Source organism: Saccharothrix ecbatanensis (assembly GCF_014205015.1).
GTDB classification, from domain to species: Bacteria; Actinomycetota; Actinomycetes; order Mycobacteriales; family Pseudonocardiaceae; genus Actinosynnema; species Actinosynnema ecbatanense.
In genome coordinates, this window is record NZ_JACHMO010000001.1 from 3,250,462 (window position 1) to 3,268,805 (window position 18,344).

An 18,344-nucleotide genomic window follows, 5' to 3' on the forward strand; every position below is an offset into this window, starting at 1 on the left:
TACTCGAGGTGGATGCCCCAGCACGCGCGAACGCCGCACTGAGTACGGGCAGGATCGCTACCGGGTGCACCCCCTCACCACGTCATCACCCGATCGTCGTCTTGACCGGCACCTTCACGTCCGGGGACACGCCGTTCTTGCGGGACGGGCCAGTCCGCGCGTGGGTCGCGTACATCGTCAGCCCCACGAACGAGAGACCGCCGACCAGGTTCCCGATCACGGTGGGGATCTCGTTCCAGATGAGGTAGTCGCCGAGCGAGAAGTCGCCGCCGAGCATCAGGCCGGACGGGAACAGGAACATGTTGACGATCGAGTGCTCGAAACCCATGTAGAAGAACACGATGATCGGCATCCACATACCGATCACCTTGCCGGACACGGAATTCGAGATCATCGCGGCGACGACGCCGGTGGACACCATCCAGTTGCACAGCACACCGCGGATGAACAGGGTCAGCATCCCGGCCGCGCCGTGCTCCGCGTAGCCGAGGGTCCTGCTCTCCCCGATCTCGCCGAGCCGCTGCCCGACCTCGTTCGGCTCCACCGAGAACCCGAAGGTGACGATCACCCCGATCATGAGCGCGACGACGAGCGCGCCCGCGAAGTTGCCGACGAACACCAGCGACCAGTTGCGCAGGACCGTGCGCAGCCGAACACCGGGCCGCTTGTCGATCCACGCGAGCGGAACGAGCGTGAAGACGCCGGTGAGGAGGTCGAAGCCCAGCAGGTACAGGAGGCAGAACCCGACCGGGAAGAGCAGTGCCCCGACAAGCGCGTTGCCGGTCTGCACGGTGACCGTGACCGCGAACGCGGCGGCGAGCGCGAGGATCGCACCGGCCATGAACGCCCGGATGACGGTGTCGCGTGTCGACATGAACGCCTTGGCCTCACCGGCGTCGATCATCTTTCGGACGAGCTCCGCCGGGTTGACGTAGGTCATGGAAACGTCGCTCCTTCGGTTGGACTGGTGATGGAGTCTGAGCACGGGAGGTGTCCTCGCTGTGACCGCTGTGCGACCACCACATCACGTCGGGCGCACTCCTGGGACGGGTGACTTCGGCGTGATCGTTTACATCGCCGCAACAAACCTGCGGAAGTCTGGGCGCACGCCGCGACCGAGGAGAGATCGTCATGACCCCGATCATGAGCAAGTCCGACGCCGCCGACCTGGTGGTCGCCGCACGGGTGCGCAAGGGCCTGACCTGGGCGCAGATCGCGGACCAGCTCGGCGCCCCGGTCGTGTGGGTCACCGCCGCCCTGCTCGGACAGCACCCGATGACACCGGAACAGGCCCAGACGGTCTGCGGTCTCCTCGACCTGGACGACGCGGTCGCGGAAAGCCTACGGAGCCAGCCCGCACGCGGCACGGAGCCGGCCATCATGAACGACCCGACGATCTACCGCTTCGTCGAGGCGCTGTCCGTCTACGGGCCCGCGCTGAAGGAGCTGATCCACGAGGAGTTCGGCGACGGCATCATGAGCGCGATCAACTTCAAAATCGACATCGCGCGCCGCCCGGACCCCGACGGCGACAGGGTGGTGGTCACCTTCGACGGCAAGTTCCTCGACTACCGATGGTGACTGAGCCCCACTTCGCCACCTGGCCGAGCACCACCGGCCCACAGGCCACAAGCCGCCGCACCGCGAGCACACCCCATCACCAGAACGTCAGCGCCCCGACCGCAGAACCCACGGGCGGCCCCAGCCCCAGCCACGACACGACGGGCGCGTCGGCACCCAAGACCGCCCGTCGCCGCGTCCTCCGGACAGGGACCGCAGCCCTGACCGTGTCCAGGTCGTACGCACAGCCGTCACGAAGTGATCGTGACGGCGACCTCGTCGAAGCTCTTCCCGATCGTCGCACGCACCCGGACCGTGCCCGTTCGGGTGCCGATCGTCAGCTCGCCCGTCGTTGCGTCGATGCGGCAGCCGAGGGCGGCGCCGACGATCCGGTAACGGATCGGCGCGCCGGTCGGCGTCGATTCGGCTGTGATCGCAACGGTATTCGGCGCTCCGGGTGTCGACACGGCCACCGTCGGAGTGGCCGCCTGTGCGTTGCGCACTGCCGCCACGCCGGTGTAAGGGTCGGTGTGTTCGACACCGTTGGCGTTGACGAAGAACTCGGGGGCGCCGGGGCTGGTTTCGCGGAGCCCTCGAACGTGCTCCGGTGAGGCGAACGCGTCGCGCCACGCGTTCGTCGGAACCTCGAGTGAGCGCAGGTCCTGGGTGACGCTGAAACTGGCGGACTGTATGTCCGCCGGAGCCGGGTTGGAGGTGTTCGCAACGAATGGGCGAATATTGATCGTAGCCCGGCCGATGGTGACTTCGTCATGGCCGATCATCTCCCCGGACGAGTCGATCCCCCAGCCCTCGGTGACCCTCGACGGGTGGTTGGTCTTCAGTATGAACGGCCCGAAGGGCGTGTCGGGCATGCGGTGCCGGGTATTGATGGGGTCGGGCACGGCGGGGAAGAACTCGTTGACCAGGCCGCCTCGGCACCCGGCGCCGGAGCCACCGCCCTGCGCCGCGAACGTGTGCCGGAAGTTCGCACCGTAGCTGTGCGCCTCGGCACCGCCGGTCTCGCTCGTCGACGCGATACTGCCCGGTGCCATGATCAGGAGCACCTCGGCGGTGTCGGCTGCGCCGGAGCCCCCGGGATCGTCAGCGCGGATGCCGATGATGCCGCCCTGCTGCGTGGCGCCGAGTGTCACCCGCCCGGTGGTGTCGATGGTCGTGCCCGAGTCGATCGCCGCGGTGCCCGCGACCAGCGACCAGGTCACTGTCTGGCGTGACGGCACCGTGCCCTGCAGGGTTACCCCGACAGGCATCGGCACCGAGATCCGCCGGTTGTTCACGCCCACCGGGCCGACCGTCACGGATTGACGTTGCACGGCGAGAATGCCGCTGACCGCCCGATTGCCCGCTGTACGTTGCAGCGCAAGGATGTTCGCGGCCGGGCCGACCAAGGCCGGCGACTTGCGCGGACCTGCGCGATGGACCGGCGTCCGGTGCACGGGCTGGAGGTCGAACGCCATCTTCCCAGGTTAGGCGGGGGTGGGTCGGGCGACAATGCCCGATGGGGCGAGTCTCGCTGCCCGATCGGGCAGTGTCACCCGACTGACCTCGACTTGGTGTTCAGCGTGTTCCTCGTTCGTCTTGATCCGCTGATGGCCGCCGGACTATCGAGGGCCGGACGGTGTGGACGCTTAGAGTGGATGGGTGGATGATGCTGCGGTTCGCATGGCGCTCTCGGTGGCGAGGGCGGCCGAATACTGCGGTTGCTTCGAGCCGGGCGACTGGCCGGACCTCGCGGTCAGCATGCTGCTCGAAGGCAGCGAAGATGCCGAGATCGCCGAGTTGGCCGGCCTGAGCCGCCAGGTGAGCGGGTGGGACACAGAACCGCTGGTGGCCGCCGCGTGCGAGCGGCACGGGGTCTCGACATCCGGCGCGGACGAGTCGACGAATCTCATGGCCCGGTTGATGGCAGACGAACTCCGCGCCCGGCCCGCCTCGGTCACCTCGCCGATGATCCGCCTGCTGGCCCGGCTCGCGCCCCCGGACTTCGAGTCGGACCTGGCAAACCAATGCTTGGGCGTGGAGGAGTACCTGGACTGCGATTGCGTCCAGGTCGACCCTGTTCTCGAGGCGGAACTGGGACTGTTGCCGACACTGCGGCTACCTGCACCCGTGGTCCGAACACTCGCGCGGCCATTGCGCTCGACTCTCCCGGCGGCTCAACCCCCTCGTGGGCATCGCGGGCCCTAGCCAACGCATTCGTGGTCCGCCGGGTGTGGACCACCGCTCCCATCGGACACAGCGCAACCGCGAGTGCCAAGCCCGACAACGGGATGAACGTAGCGAGCGGCCAACGCGCTGTCATGCCGCATAGCGGGGCGTTCCGTCTCGTGGGCAGCGGCGGTGTTCTGCATGACCGACTGCCTGATCCTGTTTCAGCGCAACGCAAAACCTGAGCTGCGACGACCAGCGGTGGCCGGCAGCCAGGTGCCGGCCACCGCTGGTCGCGGCGCGGTGGGTGCTATCCCAGCGACGAGTCGATGTGGCTGGCCAGTTCGGCGGGCGACGGGTGCGCCCAGACCTCCGCCGGGGTCAGGACCACGTCCAGGTCGACGTGGAGCCTGCGGGTGAAGGCGACGGCGAGGAGCGAGTCCAGCCCGAGGTCGGTGAACTTCGCGTGGGCCGCGACGGCCGAGGGTTGGGTGCCGAGCAGGGTGGCGAGCGCGTCCACCACCGCCTGCTCCACCATGCGGGCACGGGCCGGCCCAGGCTGACGGCCGCGCAGGTCGAGCGGCGTGTCATCGCGGCGGGTTGCCTCGCCGGTGCCCAGCTCCGCGAGGAGCGGGCTGTCGAGCGCGTGCGGGAAGGCGCGGTACAGCAGTTCCGGTTGGTAGTCGAACACTCCGGTGTTCACCCGTTGGTGTCGAAGGAGCGCGGTCAGCGCGGCGAATCCGTCCGAAGTGGACAGGGTGTCGAATCCGCGCACGGCAAAGTCCGTCGCACGCCCCGCTTCACCCCACGCTCCCCAGTCCACCGACAGGGTGGGCAGTCCCCGATCCCGTCGCCACCGGGCGAAGGCGTCCACCCAACAACCGGCCGCCGCGTAGTTGGCCTGGCCCGGGTTGCCCAGCACCGCCGACATGGACGAGAAGACGACGAACCAGTCCAGCGGCAGCCCTTCGGTGGCGTGGTGCAGGTTCAGCAGGCCGGTGACCTTCGGGTGCCACACGCGGGCCAGCTTGTCCGGGGTCATGGCCGTCAGCGGCGCGTCGTCGAGCACCACGGCGGTGTGCAGGACGCCCCGCAGCTCCGCTCCCGCCGCCGCGACCAGGCGTCGGGCCGTCTCCGGGTCGGTCACGTCGCCGCGCACGACTTCCACCTCACATCCGGTGGCCGCGACCGCGTCGAGCACGGTGGCGGCGTCGGGAGCGAGGTCACCGCGACCTCCGAGGACGACGCGACCGGCGCCGGCTTCGGCCAACCAACGGGCCGCTTCCAGGCCCAGGCCGCGTGTGCCTCCCGTGACGATGTAGGCGGCGCCCTCGCGCACCACGTTCTCGGGGGTGGGGGCGTGGACACGTATCCGCTGCCCGACCGCGGGAAAGGTGAGCGCGATGCGGCCGATGAGGTCGCCGGAAGCCAGAGCCCTGAACGCTTCCGGCGCCGCGGTCAGCGGTACGACCCGAGCGGGCAGCAGGGGCAGCGCGCCGGCCGCGATCTCGTCCAGCACCCGCAGCATCGCCGCGCGGAACACGGCCGGCTGCTCGTTCGCGGTGAGCACGAGGTCCAGGGCGGTGTAGGTGTTGCCGTGCCGGAACGTGCCGAGGTCCACGCGCGCGCCGTCGTACAGGTCGCGCTTGCCGATCTCGACGAAGCGCCCGGTCGGGGCGAGCAGGTCCAGGGACGCCCGCATGGCGGCTCCGGTCAACGAGTTGAGCACGACGTCGACACCGCGGCCGCCGGTGACCTCACGCACCTGCTCGGCGAAGTCCAGCGCCCGCGAGTCGAACACGTGCTCCACGCCGTGCTCATGCAGGTAACGGCGCTTGGCCTCGGTGCCCGCGGTGCCGATGACCACGGCGCCCAGCAGCCGGGCGACCTCGATCGCGGCGAGCCCGGTGCCGCCGGCGGCGGAGTGCACCAGCACGGTCTCGCCTTCCCGCAGCCGGGCGAGGTCGTGCAGCGAGTGCCACGCCGTGACGTAGGTGAGCACCGACGCGACGATGTCGACCGGGTCGAAACCGTCGGGGACGCGCGCGGTCAGGTCGGCGCGGGCCAGGCAGTGTGAGCCCATCGACCCGCTGCCGTCCGTGATCACGGACGTGACCAGGTCGCCGGGCTCGAGATCGTCGACACCGTCGCCGACCGCGAGCACCACCCCGGCGGCGTCGGAGCCGAGAGCGGGCGGAACCCCGTCGTCGGTCGGGTAGATGCCCAGCGCGATCAACACCTCGCGGAAGTGCACGGTGCACGCCTGAGGGCGCACCAACACCTGCCCGGGACCGGGTGCGGGCAGCGGCTCGTCGGTCGCGACCAGGCGCAGCAGGTCCAAGCCGCCGTCGGGGTGCGCGCGCAGGGTGAACTCGTCCTCGCCGACGACCGCGTCGACCTCCCGGTTGCCCTGCGGCGGCCGGGCCGTCAGCGGGGCGCGCGCCAACCTGGCCACGTGCCGCTGCCCCGCGCGCCACGCGACCTCGGGCTCGGGGGTGCCGGTCGTCAGCTCCGCGACGACGTCGGCCAGGTCCTCGGCCGTGCCGGTGTCACCGTCGATCCAGCTCACCGCCGACTCGGGCTGCTCCACGCCGGCCACGCGCAGCAACCCGCCCAACGCGCACACGCCGGGGTCCACCCGGTCGTCGTCGAGCACGGGTCGCGCGTTGCGGCTGACCAGCCAAAGCCGGGTGGGTGACGTGTGCCGCCCGTGCTCGCGCAGGAGCGCCGTCACGTTCGTCACCCGGTCCAGGTCGTCGAGGTCACCCGTGGCGCACCACACGACGGCGGCCGCTCCGGGCTCGGGGACCGCCGCGGTGTCCCGCTGCACGGTCACCCGCAGCCCGGTAGCCGCGAGCGCCGCCGCCACCCGGTCGGCGATGCCGTCGTGATCGCCGGGTTCCCCGACCACGACCCAGTCCCCGGTCCGGGACGTGACCGGCTGCTCCGGCAGGGGGAGCTGCGACCAGGAGATCTCGAACAGCCTGGAGTCCAGCCGCGCGTGCACGGTGGAGGTCCGGGTGTTGCGGACCAGGGTCACGTCCTCCAGCGCGCCGACCCACTCCCCCGCCTCGTCGTAGAGGTCGGCGCGACCGATCGCGGTGGTGCCGTCGTCGCACGCCTCGGCACGGACCCACGTGATGCGCCCGGGGTCGGCGGGCAGCACGACGTCACCGATCGCGGTGGGCAGCCAGGGTCCGCCGTCGTCCGCCTCACGGCCGCGCACCAGGCAGGCGGCGACCGACAGCACGCACCCGTCGAACAGCACCGGGTGGATCCGCGGCGCCCCGGTGCGGATCTCCGCGTCGACGGGCACGTCGAGCCGGGTGACGCCGTCGTCGGTGGTGGCGGTGATCGAGTGGAAGACCGGTCCGGTGTCCAGGCCGATCCGGCGGAACGCCGCGTACAGGTCGTCGGACGCGGCCGGCGCGTCGGGCACGCGCAGCGCCGGGCGGACGTCGACCGATCCCTCGTCGCGGGTGGCGGTCGCCGCGGCCACCCGGTCCCACCCGGCGCCGGCGCGCTGGACGATCTCGAAGTTCACCCGGCGACCGCTCTTGGTGGCCGCGACCTGCAACGGCACGGACGCGGCCTGCGGCAGCATCCGCTCGAACCGCACGTCGGTCAGGCGGATCTCGTCCAGCGGGCAGTCCAGCACGGCGGTGGAGGCCGCCAGGACCAGCTCGACGTACGCGGCGCCGGGCACGAGCGGCGTGCCGTGCAGCGTGTGCTGCGACAACCAGTCGACGCGATCCGTGCCGAGGTCGGCGCTCCACACGTGGCGCGTGCCGTCCTCGGCGTCCGGATCGGGCACGGCCGACCGCTCGCCCAGCCACATGTGCGCCGCCGTGCCGCGCGCCCGGTGCTCGTGCTCCTGCCAGTACGGGGAGCGGTCGAAAGCCGTGGGCGGCAGCGTGGTCCGCGCCCCACCGCCGTTGACGGCGACGAGGTCCACCGGCACTCCGGCCACGTGCAGGGCGGCGGCGGCGCGGCACATCGCCTCGTGCCCGTCCAGGTCCCGCACGAGGGAGCCCGTCGTCACCACCGGCACCCCCACCGCCTGCGCGTTCTCCTCCACCGCCTGCGTCAGCAGCGGGTGCGGCGACAGTTCCAGGAACACCCGGTGCCCGTCCTCCAGCAGTGCCCGGCACGCCAGGTCGAAGCGGACCGGCGCGCGCAGGTTCCGCGCCCAGTAGGCGCTGTCGAAGACCACCTGCTCCCGCGAGCCCAAGGCGGTGGAGTAGAACGGCGCGGTCGCCGGGGCGCCCGACAGCCAGGAGGTCCGGGCGGCGATTTCGTCCAGGATCGGCTCGACCTGCGGGGAGTGGGCGGCCACCACCACCGCGATCTGCTTGCAGAACACACCGCGGTCCTGCCAGCGGCGCAGCAGATCCGCCACGGCCGGGCCGTCGCCCGCGACGACGGTGGACGCCGGCGCGGTCACCACCGCGACGGACACGCCGGTGACGTCGGCGATCTCGGCCTCGACCTGCTCGACGGGCAGTGCCACCACGGCCATGCAGCCGCCCGCGACCCGCTGGAGCAAGGACGATCGGGCGAGCGTGATGCGCATGCCCTCCTCGGGGGTGAGGATGCCCGCCGCCACCGCGGCAGCCGCCTCGCCCATCGAGTGACCCACCACGGCGGCCGGGCGCAGTCCCCGGTCCCGCCACATCTCGGCCAGCGCCGTCTGCACCGTGAACACCATCGGCTGGACCAGGTCCATCCGCTCCGGGTGCTCGCCGGAGGCCAGCAGCCGCCGCACCGGAACGCCCTCCGCGCCGGCGACGGCGTCGAGCCGGTCGACCGCGCGGGTGAACGCGGGGTCGTGGTCGAGGAGGTCGCGGGCCATGCCGGCCCACTGCGAGCCGTGCCCGGAGAACACCCACACCGGCATGCCGGGATCGGTGGTCGCCCCGGCGACCACGTCGGGGTGGTCCTGTCCCCCGGCCAGCTCGCGCAGGGCTCCCACCAGACCCTCGCGGTCACGTGCGACCACGCAGGCGCGCGAGGACAGGTGGCTGCGGTGCGCGGCGAGCGTGTGCGCGACATCCGCCAAGGGGTCGGTCGCCGCCTCCACGTGCTCCGCCAGTCGGCGTGCCGTGGCGGCCAGCCCGCCCGGTGAGGCGGCCGACACCGGGTACACCGCCACCCGGTCCGGCCGGGTGGGCGGGCGGTGGACCGGCGTCGGCGCGGGTGGGGCCTGTTCGACGATGGCGTGCGCGTTCGCCCCGGTCACCCCGAACGCCGACACCCCGGCGCGGCGCGGCCGATCCGGGCTGTCCCACGTCGTGGTGCCGGTCGGCACGAAGAAGCGGGTGCCGTCGGCGTCGATCCGGGGGTTCCACCGGGTGAAGTGGAGGTTCGCCGGGATGGTCCCCCGCTGCACCGCCAGCGCGGCCTTGATGAGCCCGAGCACACCGGCCGCGCTCTCCGGGTGGCCGACGTTGGTCTTCAACGAGCCCAACGCGCACGGCTCGCCGGACCTGCCGTAGGTGTCGGAGAGCGCGGCGAACTCGATCGGGTCGCCGACCGCGGTGCCCGTGCCGTGTGCCTCCACGTAGCCGATGTCGCCAGGGGTGACGCCCGCGGAGCGCAACGCCGCCTTGATGACCTCGCGCTGGGCCGCGCGGGAGGGCTGCGTGATGCCCTGCACCCGCCCGGCGTGGTTGATCGCCGTTCCGCTGACCACCGCCAGCACGTGGTCCCCGTCGCGCCGCGCGTCGGCCAATCGCTTCAGCACGACCATTCCGCAACCCTCACCGCGCACGAAGCCGTCCGCGCTCTCGTCGAAGGCCGCGCACCGCCCGCGCGAGGACAGCGCCCCGGCGCGGGCGAACCCGATGAGACCGCCCCACTCCAGCTGCACGGTGGCGCCGCCCGCCAGGGCCAGGTCGGACTCGCCGTTGTGCAGCGAGCGGCACGCCAGGTGCACCGCGATCAGGGAGGAGGCGCAGGCGCCGTCCACCGCCAGGGACGGCCCGTTGACGTCGAGGATGTAGGAGATCCGCCCCGGCGCGCCCGACGGGACCGCCGAGATGCCGTGGTACACGTTGAAGTCCGCCAGCGTGAACCGCTTGGCGTAGTCGGCGCCGGAGATGCCGATGAACATGCCGGTCCGCGATCCCGCCAGCGAACGCGGGGGGATGTTGGAGTCCTCCAGCGCTTCCCAGGTGGTCTCCATCAACAGCCGGTGCTGCGGATCCACGCTGGCCGCCTCGCAGGCGGGTATGCCGAAGAAACCGGGGTCGAACTCCTCGATGTCGTCGAGGAAGGAGCCGCTGCGCAAGGCGGCCGAGTCCGCGAGGTCGGCCGGGACCACGCGCTCGGTGTCCGACCATCTCGCGCCGGGATCCGAGCCGATCACGGCGTCGCGCCGGTCCAGCAGCAACTGCCACAGCCCAGCCGCCGACGTTACCCCGCCCGGTGTCCTGCACGCCGTGCCGATGATCGCCACCGGCGTCTGCCGCGAGGTGCCTGGAATGTTTTCGTCCATGCCATTTTCCTTTCGTGGCCTTCGGTTTCGGGTGGGAACAACGGGGGGTGACTCACCGTGGGTTCGTCGCGGGCGCGCCACGTGGGAGATTGCCGTGGCCGGACTCAGGCGAAGAACTTGAGCGCCTTGAGGGCCGTGCGTGCGATCGGCGTGCCCAGCAGTGCCGGGATAGTGGTTTCTCCGCCAAGGTACGAGTCGAGCCCACGCCACGCCACGGGCGTGGCGGTCAGCGCGGTGTGGAACAGGGTGGGGCGCTTCGAGAACACGTCCATGACGTCACGGGAGGCCCGCATCTCGACCTCCAGGATGGAGCGGACCGCGCCGGTGTAGGCGGCAAGCGCCCGTTCCAGGTCCGCCTGCTGCGACGCTCTCGCGATGCCCGCTGCCGCGTCGCCTGCCCACAGGCCCGAGCGCAGCGCGAAGGAAATCCCTTCCCTGGACCACGGATCGCACAACCCGGCGGCGTCACCGGCCACGATCGTGCGGCCACGCGCCAGCGGCGACCCGGGGTGGCGGCACCTCGTGAGGTGGCCGGTGTCGTGCAGCGGAGTCCGGTCCGCCAAGCGATGGCGTTCCAGGAACTCCCGCATGTACGCCTTCGTCGCCTCGCCCTGGCCGCGAGCGGCGACCACACCGGCCGTGCAGATGTCGCCCTTGGGGAAGACCCACCCGAACGAACCGGGCAGCGGCCCCCACTCCATCAGCATCCGGCCGCGCCACGCCGCCGCGTCACGCGGATCGACCGGCACCTCGACCTCGAGCGCCAAGTCCACCTGCTCGCAGCGCACCCCGACGTGGCGGCCCACCCGACTGGCGCTGCCGTCCGCGCCCACCACCGCGCGTGCGCGGATCCGCTCGCCGCCACCGGTGCGCACGACGACCTCGCCCGGCACGTCCTCCAGCGCCGCCACGGCGGTCCGGTCCCGCACCACGGCACCGGCTTCGGCCGCGGCCTTGGTGAGCGCCGCGTCCAGCTCGTCGCGGAACACCATCCTGCACCGGACTGCCGCGGTGGAGCCGAAGGTGCGCTCACGGCGCCCCCGCAGCCCGAACGTGATCGACTCGACCTCGTCGCGGATCGTGACGCCGAGGTCTGCCGGCAGGAACGCCTGCGAACACCCGATCAGCCCGCCGCCGCACGTCTTGTACCGCGGCACGGCGGCACGTTCGAGCAGGAGCACGTCGCACCCCGCTTCCGCCGCTACACGGGCCGCGGTCGCGCCGGCCGGACCCGCGCCGACGACCACCACGTCCCACGGCTTCCCGTCTGATCCACCCGCTGTCATCCGATCACCGTCCACAATGGAGAGAGGGCACGATTGGGCACCCCGAAAGGGTCACAAGCTCGTTCCGCCCGTGGTCCGGGCGATCGCCGTCACCCGCTCAACGGTCATCGGGCGATGGAAGCGGCGATCGGCTGGAACGTAACAACGACATGGAGGTCGGCGCTGAACCGACGAGGACAATGAAGCCGGTAGGGACCGGTGAATCGTCAAATCGGGAGTTCTGACATCACTCTGCGTGATGCGGAAATGTGCGGTCGAGCGCGGTCGAGCGCGGTCGTCCGGTGGCCGCGGTCCACCAGGACTACCGCCGTCAGGTCATCCTCGCGGTGGGCAGTACACCGTCAGCACCGGACCGGCCGGGCTGACCACCATCACGCACGTGGCGGTGAGCACCTGGCCCGCGACTGCGTCGTAGCCCGTCCGGCCGTTCACCGGCTCGGCGTTGGCGTGGGTGGCCGACAGCAGCAGCCCCGCTGCGACCAGACCGACCGCTCGTGTAATGCGATTCATGTCATCTCCTTCGTTCGCTCCACCGCACTGTTCGCAGTGCGGGGTCTGGTGGCGCCGTCCTCCTTGGACGGCGAGGCCGCCCTGCCGCGCGAGCCGCGTGGCCGGGCAGCGGGGGGCGGCACGGGTGCGGAACACTCCGCCGGGCATTGCGACAACTGCGTGCACAGGATGATCGGACCGGCGAGCGACCGCACCGCGAGCGACCCGTCGGCGTGACTGCTCAAGGTGACCATCGCGTGCTCCCGGACCTCCGGGGTGTGCCGGGTGTGGTCCTTGGTGCGCCGGTGGAAGGCCGCGAAGCCGATGACCGCGAACACCGCCAGCCACACCAGGCCGATCAGCGCGTGGGCTGTCGCCCCCCGGTCGGTGAACCCGGCGACGGCGCCGGCCTGCATCGCGCCGTAGGCAAGCAGGAACCTCATCAGGTCGAGGTCCGACGCCGGGTTGGTGATCGGGTTCTGCACCATCGCGTCGACGAGGCTGATCATGATGATCACGAACATGCCGGCCAGCTCGTTGGACACGACGAGTCCCATGACGATGCCCAGCCCGCCGTAGGTCAGCCCGCCGATGAAGAGCCCGAAGCCGAGCAACCAGGGCTGCACCGGATCCCAGAACACCGTCATCAACACGCCCGCGTACAGGGCGACCAGACCGGCCATCAGCAGCAGCCCGACCGCCTTCGCCAGCAGCAGGCACCACCTCGGGTAGCCGGCGTACACCAGCCGTTGGTCGAAGTCGCTCGACCGGCGCATCGACGTGAACATCATGAACCCGACGATCAACGTGACCGCGTTGATGCCGCCGGTGATCATGGCCAGTTCGTTCGCGTCGACCCGCAGCGCGTTGCGCAGCACCCAGGAGTGGAAGTCGATCGGCTCCCCCGGGATGATCGAGGACACCAGGGCCAACCAGAACGGGATGAAGAACACGACCAACCCCAGGGCCAGTCGGTTGCGGGCGTGCTGCGCGATCTCGAAGGCGATCCCCTTCAGCAACAACACGTGCCACGTCGTGCGGTCGTCGAGAGACGCCCACGCGTCCTTCACCCGTTCCGGCAACGACCGCGCTGCGGTCACGTCGCCGCCGCCTTCCTCGTCCTCGGCACGGGCAAGGGCACGGATGGCTGCTCCGCCACCACGCGGCCCGCCCGCAGTCGGGACATGCGGTCGAACCGCTCCAGGTCGTGGGCGATGTGCGAGATGACGAGCACGGACTGGCCGCGGTCGCGCAGCTCGCCGGTGATCGACCAGAACGTCAGGTAGTTGTCCCAGTCGAAGCCCTGGTACGGCTCGTCCATCAGCACGACGCCGGGGTCGTGCATCAGCGCGAGCACCAGGTTCAGCTTCTGCCGCGTGCCGCCGCTGAGGACGCCCGCCCTGGCACGCCGGTACTTGGCGAGGTCCAGTCGCTCCACCAGTTCTTCGGCGCGGTCCAGGCTGTCGAGGTGGTAGGCGCTGCGGAAGTAGCGCAGGTGCTGGTCGACGGTCAACTCGTCGTTGAGCACGATTCGCTGCGGGCAGTAGCCCAGTCGATCGCGGTGCGCGACCGAACCGCGGTCGGGTTTCAGCTCGCCCGCCAGGATCCGCAGCAGGGTCGTCTTGCCGGCGCCGTTCTCACCGATGATCCCCATGATCTCCCCTGGCCGCAGGGCGAAGTCGACGCCCTCCAGGACCCGTCTCGGACCGAACGCCTTGTGCACGTCGACCGCTTGCAAGGTGAAGTCCTCAGTGGACACGAAGATCCTTTCTCGCGGTGCGCCGCGCTCAGCGGTTCCGACAGGTGGCGGCGGTCGCCAGCTCGGTCAGCGCCCGCTTGACCTCCGGCGCCACCGGCGCGACGTCCAGCACGGCCAAGGCCCGTTCCGCGCGCGAGCTGATCAGACGCTCCACATCGGCTTTAGCCCCGGTCGCCACGATCACCTGGCGCAACCGCTGGGCCTCGTCGTGGTTCAGATCGGGTTTGCCGTGCAATGCCACGATCAGCTCGCGTTGAGCGGTCGTGGCGTGCTTCCACGCCAGGGCCATCAGCACCGTCCCCTTGCCCCTGCGCAGGTCGTCCAGATCGGACTTGCCCGTCACCTCCGGGTCCCCGAACACACCCAGCAGGTCGTCACGCAGCTGGAACGCCTCGCCGACCGGCCGCCCGTAGGCGCGGCACACGTCCAGGGTCCGCCGGTCGGCGCCACCCAGCACCGCACCGACCCGCAGCGGCAGTTCCACGGAGTACCGCGCCGTCTTCATCCGGACGACCCGCCACGCGTCCCGCAACGGGTTGTGCGACTCCGCGGCCAGGTCGAGGTACTGGCCCGCGATCAACTCGGTGCGCATCACGTGCAGCAGCGCGGCGGCCTCGCGACGACGGCCCTCCTCCAGCGCCGCCTCGGCGAAGACCTCATCCGACCACACGCAGCACAAGTCCCCGAGCAGGACCGCCGTGCTCATACCGAACCGCTGGGCCGACCGCCAGTTCGCCGGCGCGTTGAAGTGGTCCGCCAGCATCCGGTGCACCGTCGGCTTGCCCCGGCGGACCTCCGCGGAGTCCACGACATCGCCGTGGATCAACGCGAAGGAGTGGAACAGCTCCATCGCCACCCCGACCCGCACCGCGACCTCGTCGTCGACCTGGTCGCCCGCCGCAGCCCACCCGCAGTAGAGGAACAACGGCCGCAGCCGCTTCCCGCCTTCGATGAAGTCCCGCAGAGCGTCGATCAGCGGTGGCAGGCACATGTCCGGCGCTGTGCGCACCTTGTAGTCCAGGAATCGGTCCAACGCGGTGTCCACCCGGTCGCGTACCCGGTGCAGGTCGAGCTGATGCGCCCTCGCCAGTCCGGCGCGCTGGTCGGTCAAGGTGCCGATCGTCATGTTTCCTCCACTTGCATTGACTCTGCGAAAACGGCGGGGACGACGTGATGACCTGCGACGAACCGAATCCGGGAAAGCCCTTCCCGGCAATATCCCGGACAACTCGAAAATTAACAGCACGTCCGGGAGCGCCGCAATCGCTGCACGCCCCGACTGCCCGTTCGAGTCAGTGATCCATGCGCTGAGCTGCGGTTATCGAGAACAGCCCGTCACGAGGCCGTGGCCAGCGGCGTTTTTCTCCACGCTGCGCAGCACACCCACCGATTTCACTTGCCCACACCTACCCATCAGTGTAACGCCGGACTCCCTATCAGTATGAAAAGCGGCGTCCGCGGTTGATGAGGCGCTGGATGGTGTGGCAGTTTCGAGTCGATCCGTTTTCCCGACTTTCCGCGCGGGGCCATTCCTTCACTTCCCACACATGGGGGTCGCCATGACCGACGCCGGATCCGGGCCGCGCACCGACCCCGTACGGCGGATGACCGCCATGCCTCCCCCTGCCCGAGGACCTCCCATGACTCCCTCGGGCGTACTGCACGCATCGCTCATCACCGCCGCCACGTCGACCGACCGGCGAGGAGCGGCCCCTCACGACCCGACCACCACCTGGTGGCGGGCCGGCTACGACCACGACACGAAGGAGTTCCTCATGAAACGTGCTGCGACCTTCCTCGCCGCGGCAGCCGCCTTGGCGCTGTCCGCGGTGTTCTCCGCCGGAACTGCGTCGGCGACGACCTCGGCGGCGACCTCGGCGGCGAACGAACCCACCACCGTCGACACACCGGAAGACGATCACGAGTGGGAGCGCTACCGGGACTACCCGAACTACCTCCTGTGCGAGAGCACCGGCGCCACCGGCGTCGTCCTCGGCCGCTGGGACGACTGGTGGTGCGACGACGACGACGTCCTGTGGGTCAAGAGGTGATGTGACCTGACGTCCTGACACCCCACCCATCGACCGCGAATCGGTGGGTGGGGTGTCAGCGGTGTGGTCCGCTGCTTTCCGGCGGCTGCTGATCCGCACCGACGCCGCCCACGGGTTCGTCGACTGGCTGCACGCAAGGAGATTGGGCTACGGCGTAGGAAACGGCGGGTCTCGTGGGCGAGTCGGTCAGCGTTGGCGTCGAGCCAGATCCGGACGGCTTTGCCGCGGTGGACCGGGCGCCGGTCGCACCGAGACCCGAACATCTCAGCAGCCTGCCGATAGCCCCTCCACCTACCCGACCTCCAGCGCTGCCACCACCCGCAACCGCAGCACCTCAGGGGCCACGGGCAGGCGGACACGGTGGAGCAACCGGACACCGCCGCGGCGGCCGAGGACGAGCCGCAGCACACCATGTTCACCGAGCACCCCGACGCCGACCGCGTGATGCTGCCCCGCCCGCACGCCGATCTGCGCCTGCCCTACGACCAGGTGCTGTACGCGCGCCGGACCCACCGTGACCTCACCGACGACCCGGTGCCGCTGTCGACCCTGGCCACCCTGCTCTCGACGGTGTTCGGCCCGACCCAGAACCCGCACCAGACCTCGTAACCGCCGCCGGGCGCCGGCACGACCTGCCCGGCGATCACCACGGTCCAACGCGAACGAGCGGCGGCGAACGGCGTAAGGCGGGATGGCCGCGGTCGGACAGCGTGATGACTTGCGACAGCCGGGGTCATTCCCCGGCGGGTACGACGCCCTGTCCTCGTTTCTTCCGTTTCGACGCGCGCGTCGGACTCGACCAGAACGTGTGTGCCGGCTGGACGCCCCGTCGGACACGTTGAACCTGTGGCTGCCGCGGTCCGCTCAGGTCCGCGGCGCCACCCTCGACAGAGCCTGGACGGGTGACTCGTTCCGGTGCAGTGCCGCGACGACAACGGACTCGGCGAGCGCTGCCAGCTCCTGTCGGCTCGCCGACGAGCGGGCGGGCAGGTCGGGCATCACCTCCAGCTCGATGACCAGGTCGCGCATCGCGCACACGCGGCGCATCGAATCCCAGAACTCCACCTCGCCGACGAGCGCCGGGGCGCTGGTCGGGTGCCCGCCGGTCAGGAAGCGCAGCGCTACCGGGCGCACGGCGGCTCCGGCGTCCAAGGCCGCCTGGAACGGAGCGTGGCGGAAGTGACCGGTGTCCACGCCGCATCGGGTGGTCCCTTCGGGGAACACCGTCACGGCGCTGCCGTCGCGCAGTATCCCGGCGAGCCGGGCGACGGTGCCGGGCAGCGCTGACAGCCGTGTGCGGTCGATGAAGACCGTGCCCGCCGCCGCGGCGATCCAGCCGAGCAGCGGCCAGCCGCGGACGTCCACGTTGGCCAGCATGGTCGTCGGCCGCACGGCGTTGAGCGCGATCACGTCCAGCCACGAGCGGTGGTTGCACACCACGAGCAGGCGCTGCCACCGCGCGGGCTGCTCGCCGCGCACCACGAGCCGAATGCCCATGGCCCGCAGGGCGAGGCGGGACCACGCACGGTCGACCGCCCGGCGCGTTCGGTGGCCCAGCGCGGGGTAGAGCAGCGAGATCAGGATCCGCAGGGCGATCATCGCCGCGGTGGCCGTCAACCGCACCGTCGACCGCGCCGCCCCGATTCCCGGGTGCTCGTGCGGACAGGGCAGGCAGTGCGCGCCGCAGGGGGAGGCGGGCATCCAGGGGTGACTGGCCGGCCGCGTGAACACCGCGTCCTCGTGCATCAGGCCGGCTCGCCCAGGAAGAACCGGAGGTAGCGCTGATCGACGCGCTCCAACGACAGCAGCACGAACAGGTCGGCGCCGTCGAAGTCCGGATCGTGCGCCGGCCTGCCGCACACCTGGGCGCCCAACCGCAAATACCCTTTGAGCAGAGGCGGAACCGTGATGCGCGCAGGGCGGGTGACATCCTCGGCCCGCCACTCCTGCCGCGGGTGGACCCTATGCTCGTACTGGGCGTAGTGCTTGGCGCGCACCAGGTCCCAGACACCCGCCGCCTGTCCGCCGCCGTCGCGGAGTGGCACCGTGGCGCACCCGGCCAGGTACCGGTGTCCGCTGTGGACCATGTAGCGCGCGATGCCCGCCCACATGAGGCCGACCACCGTGCCCGTGCGGTGCTCGGAGTGGACGCAGGCACGGCCGGCTTCGACCAGAGCGGGCCTCAACGGGGCCAGTGCGGTGAGGTCGAAGTTCGTCTCGGAGTACAGGCGGCCCGCCCGAGCGGCCCGGTCGGGCGGCAGCATCCGGTAGGTCGAGACGACCTCGCCCGTCGCGTCGTCCCGGATGAGGAGGTGGTCGCAGAACTCGTCGAACTCGTCGATGTCCCGGCCCGGTGGGGAACCGTGCAGCCGCGCGCCCAGTTCCTCGGCGAACACCAGGTACCGCAGGCGCTGCACGGCGTCGACGTCCGCGGGTGTGCTCGCGACGAACAACGAGTACCGGCCGGTCGCGACCAGCGGTTGCGCGTTGCCGACAGGAGTGTCCGCCAGCGGTGGCGACTGTGCCATGGCCTTCGG

The 18,344-nt window shown here is 70.9% G+C and carries 14 protein-coding genes; 4 read left to right on the forward strand and 10 right to left on the reverse strand.

Features of this window, described 5'->3' with window-relative positions:
- Positions 1 to 85: 85 nt before the first annotated feature.
- Positions 86 to 940, reverse strand: coding sequence for a formate/nitrite transporter family protein (locus F4560_RS13900; protein WP_184920169.1), 855 nt, complete (start codon positions 938 to 940; stop codon positions 86 to 88).
- Positions 941 to 1,131: 191 nt separating this feature from the next.
- On the opposite strand from F4560_RS13900, the gene cynS reads away from it, so the two are divergent.
- Positions 1,132 to 1,581: a cyanase gene (cynS, locus tag F4560_RS13905; protein ID WP_184920171.1), complete on the forward strand. Its 450-nt coding sequence runs from the start codon at positions 1,132 to 1,134 to the stop codon at positions 1,579 to 1,581.
- A 230-nt stretch (positions 1,582 to 1,811) separates the two neighbouring features.
- On the opposite strand, the gene F4560_RS13910 is transcribed toward cynS, so the two are convergent.
- Positions 1,812 to 3,035: a hypothetical protein gene (locus F4560_RS13910; protein ID WP_184920173.1), complete on the reverse strand. Its 1,224-nt coding sequence runs from the start codon at positions 3,033 to 3,035 to the stop codon at positions 1,812 to 1,814.
- Between the two features lie 184 nt (positions 3,036 to 3,219).
- On the opposite strand from F4560_RS13910, the gene F4560_RS13915 reads away from it, so the two are divergent.
- Positions 3,220 to 3,765, forward strand: coding sequence for a hypothetical protein (locus F4560_RS13915; RefSeq protein WP_184920175.1), 546 nt, complete (start codon positions 3,220 to 3,222; stop codon positions 3,763 to 3,765).
- 271 nt (positions 3,766 to 4,036) lie between these two features.
- On the opposite strand, the gene F4560_RS13920 is transcribed toward F4560_RS13915, so the two are convergent.
- From F4560_RS13920 to F4560_RS13945, 6 genes are all read right to left on the reverse strand, one after another.
- Positions 4,037 to 10,222, reverse strand: coding sequence for a type I polyketide synthase (locus tag F4560_RS13920; protein WP_184920177.1), 6,186 nt, complete (start codon positions 10,220 to 10,222; stop codon positions 4,037 to 4,039).
- A 104-nt stretch (positions 10,223 to 10,326) separates the two neighbouring features.
- On the reverse strand, positions 10,327 to 11,508 hold the full coding sequence (locus tag F4560_RS13925) for a geranylgeranyl reductase family protein (RefSeq protein ID WP_184920179.1): 1,182 nt from the start codon (positions 11,506 to 11,508) through the stop codon (positions 10,327 to 10,329).
- Positions 11,509 to 11,823: 315 nt separating this feature from the next.
- The gene (locus F4560_RS13930; RefSeq protein WP_184920182.1) at positions 11,824 to 12,018 is read right to left on the reverse strand and encodes a hypothetical protein; all 195 of its coding nucleotides are present in this window, start codon (positions 12,016 to 12,018) and stop codon (positions 11,824 to 11,826) included.
- The gene (locus F4560_RS13935) at positions 12,015 to 13,097 is read right to left on the reverse strand and encodes an ABC transporter permease (RefSeq protein WP_184920184.1); all 1,083 of its coding nucleotides are present in this window, start codon (positions 13,095 to 13,097) and stop codon (positions 12,015 to 12,017) included. The genes F4560_RS13930 and F4560_RS13935 overlap by 4 nt, the downstream gene beginning before the upstream one ends.
- Entirely contained in the window at positions 13,094 to 13,756 is a 663-nt protein-coding gene (locus F4560_RS13940; RefSeq protein ID WP_312869301.1) for an ABC transporter ATP-binding protein, read from the reverse strand. The genes F4560_RS13935 and F4560_RS13940 overlap by 4 nt, the downstream gene beginning before the upstream one ends.
- A gap of 28 nt (positions 13,757 to 13,784) precedes the next feature.
- Positions 13,785 to 14,882 (reverse strand): polyprenyl synthetase family protein, encoded by a 1,098-nt coding sequence (locus tag F4560_RS13945; protein ID WP_184920186.1) that lies wholly within the window; start codon positions 14,880 to 14,882, stop codon positions 13,785 to 13,787.
- A gap of 514 nt (positions 14,883 to 15,396) precedes the next feature.
- On the opposite strand from F4560_RS13945, the gene F4560_RS13950 reads away from it, so the two are divergent.
- Together F4560_RS13950 and F4560_RS13955 are read left to right on the forward strand one after the other, a co-directional pair.
- The gene (locus F4560_RS13950) at positions 15,397 to 15,807 is read left to right on the forward strand and encodes a hypothetical protein (RefSeq protein WP_184920188.1); all 411 of its coding nucleotides are present in this window, start codon (positions 15,397 to 15,399) and stop codon (positions 15,805 to 15,807) included.
- 360 nt (positions 15,808 to 16,167) lie between these two features.
- The gene (locus tag F4560_RS13955) at positions 16,168 to 16,416 is read left to right on the forward strand and encodes a hypothetical protein (protein ID WP_184920189.1); all 249 of its coding nucleotides are present in this window, start codon (positions 16,168 to 16,170) and stop codon (positions 16,414 to 16,416) included.
- A 255-nt stretch (positions 16,417 to 16,671) separates the two neighbouring features.
- Here F4560_RS13955 and F4560_RS13960 read toward each other — a convergent pair whose 3' ends face one another.
- Entirely contained in the window at positions 16,672 to 17,553 is an 882-nt protein-coding gene (locus F4560_RS13960; RefSeq protein WP_184920191.1) for a lysophospholipid acyltransferase family protein, read from the reverse strand.
- Positions 17,553 to 18,335, reverse strand: a complete 783-nt coding sequence (locus F4560_RS13965) for a GNAT family N-acetyltransferase (RefSeq protein ID WP_184920193.1) — start codon at positions 18,333 to 18,335, stop codon at positions 17,553 to 17,555. The genes F4560_RS13960 and F4560_RS13965 overlap by 1 nt, the downstream gene beginning before the upstream one ends.
- Positions 18,336 to 18,344: the final 9 nt, after the last annotated feature.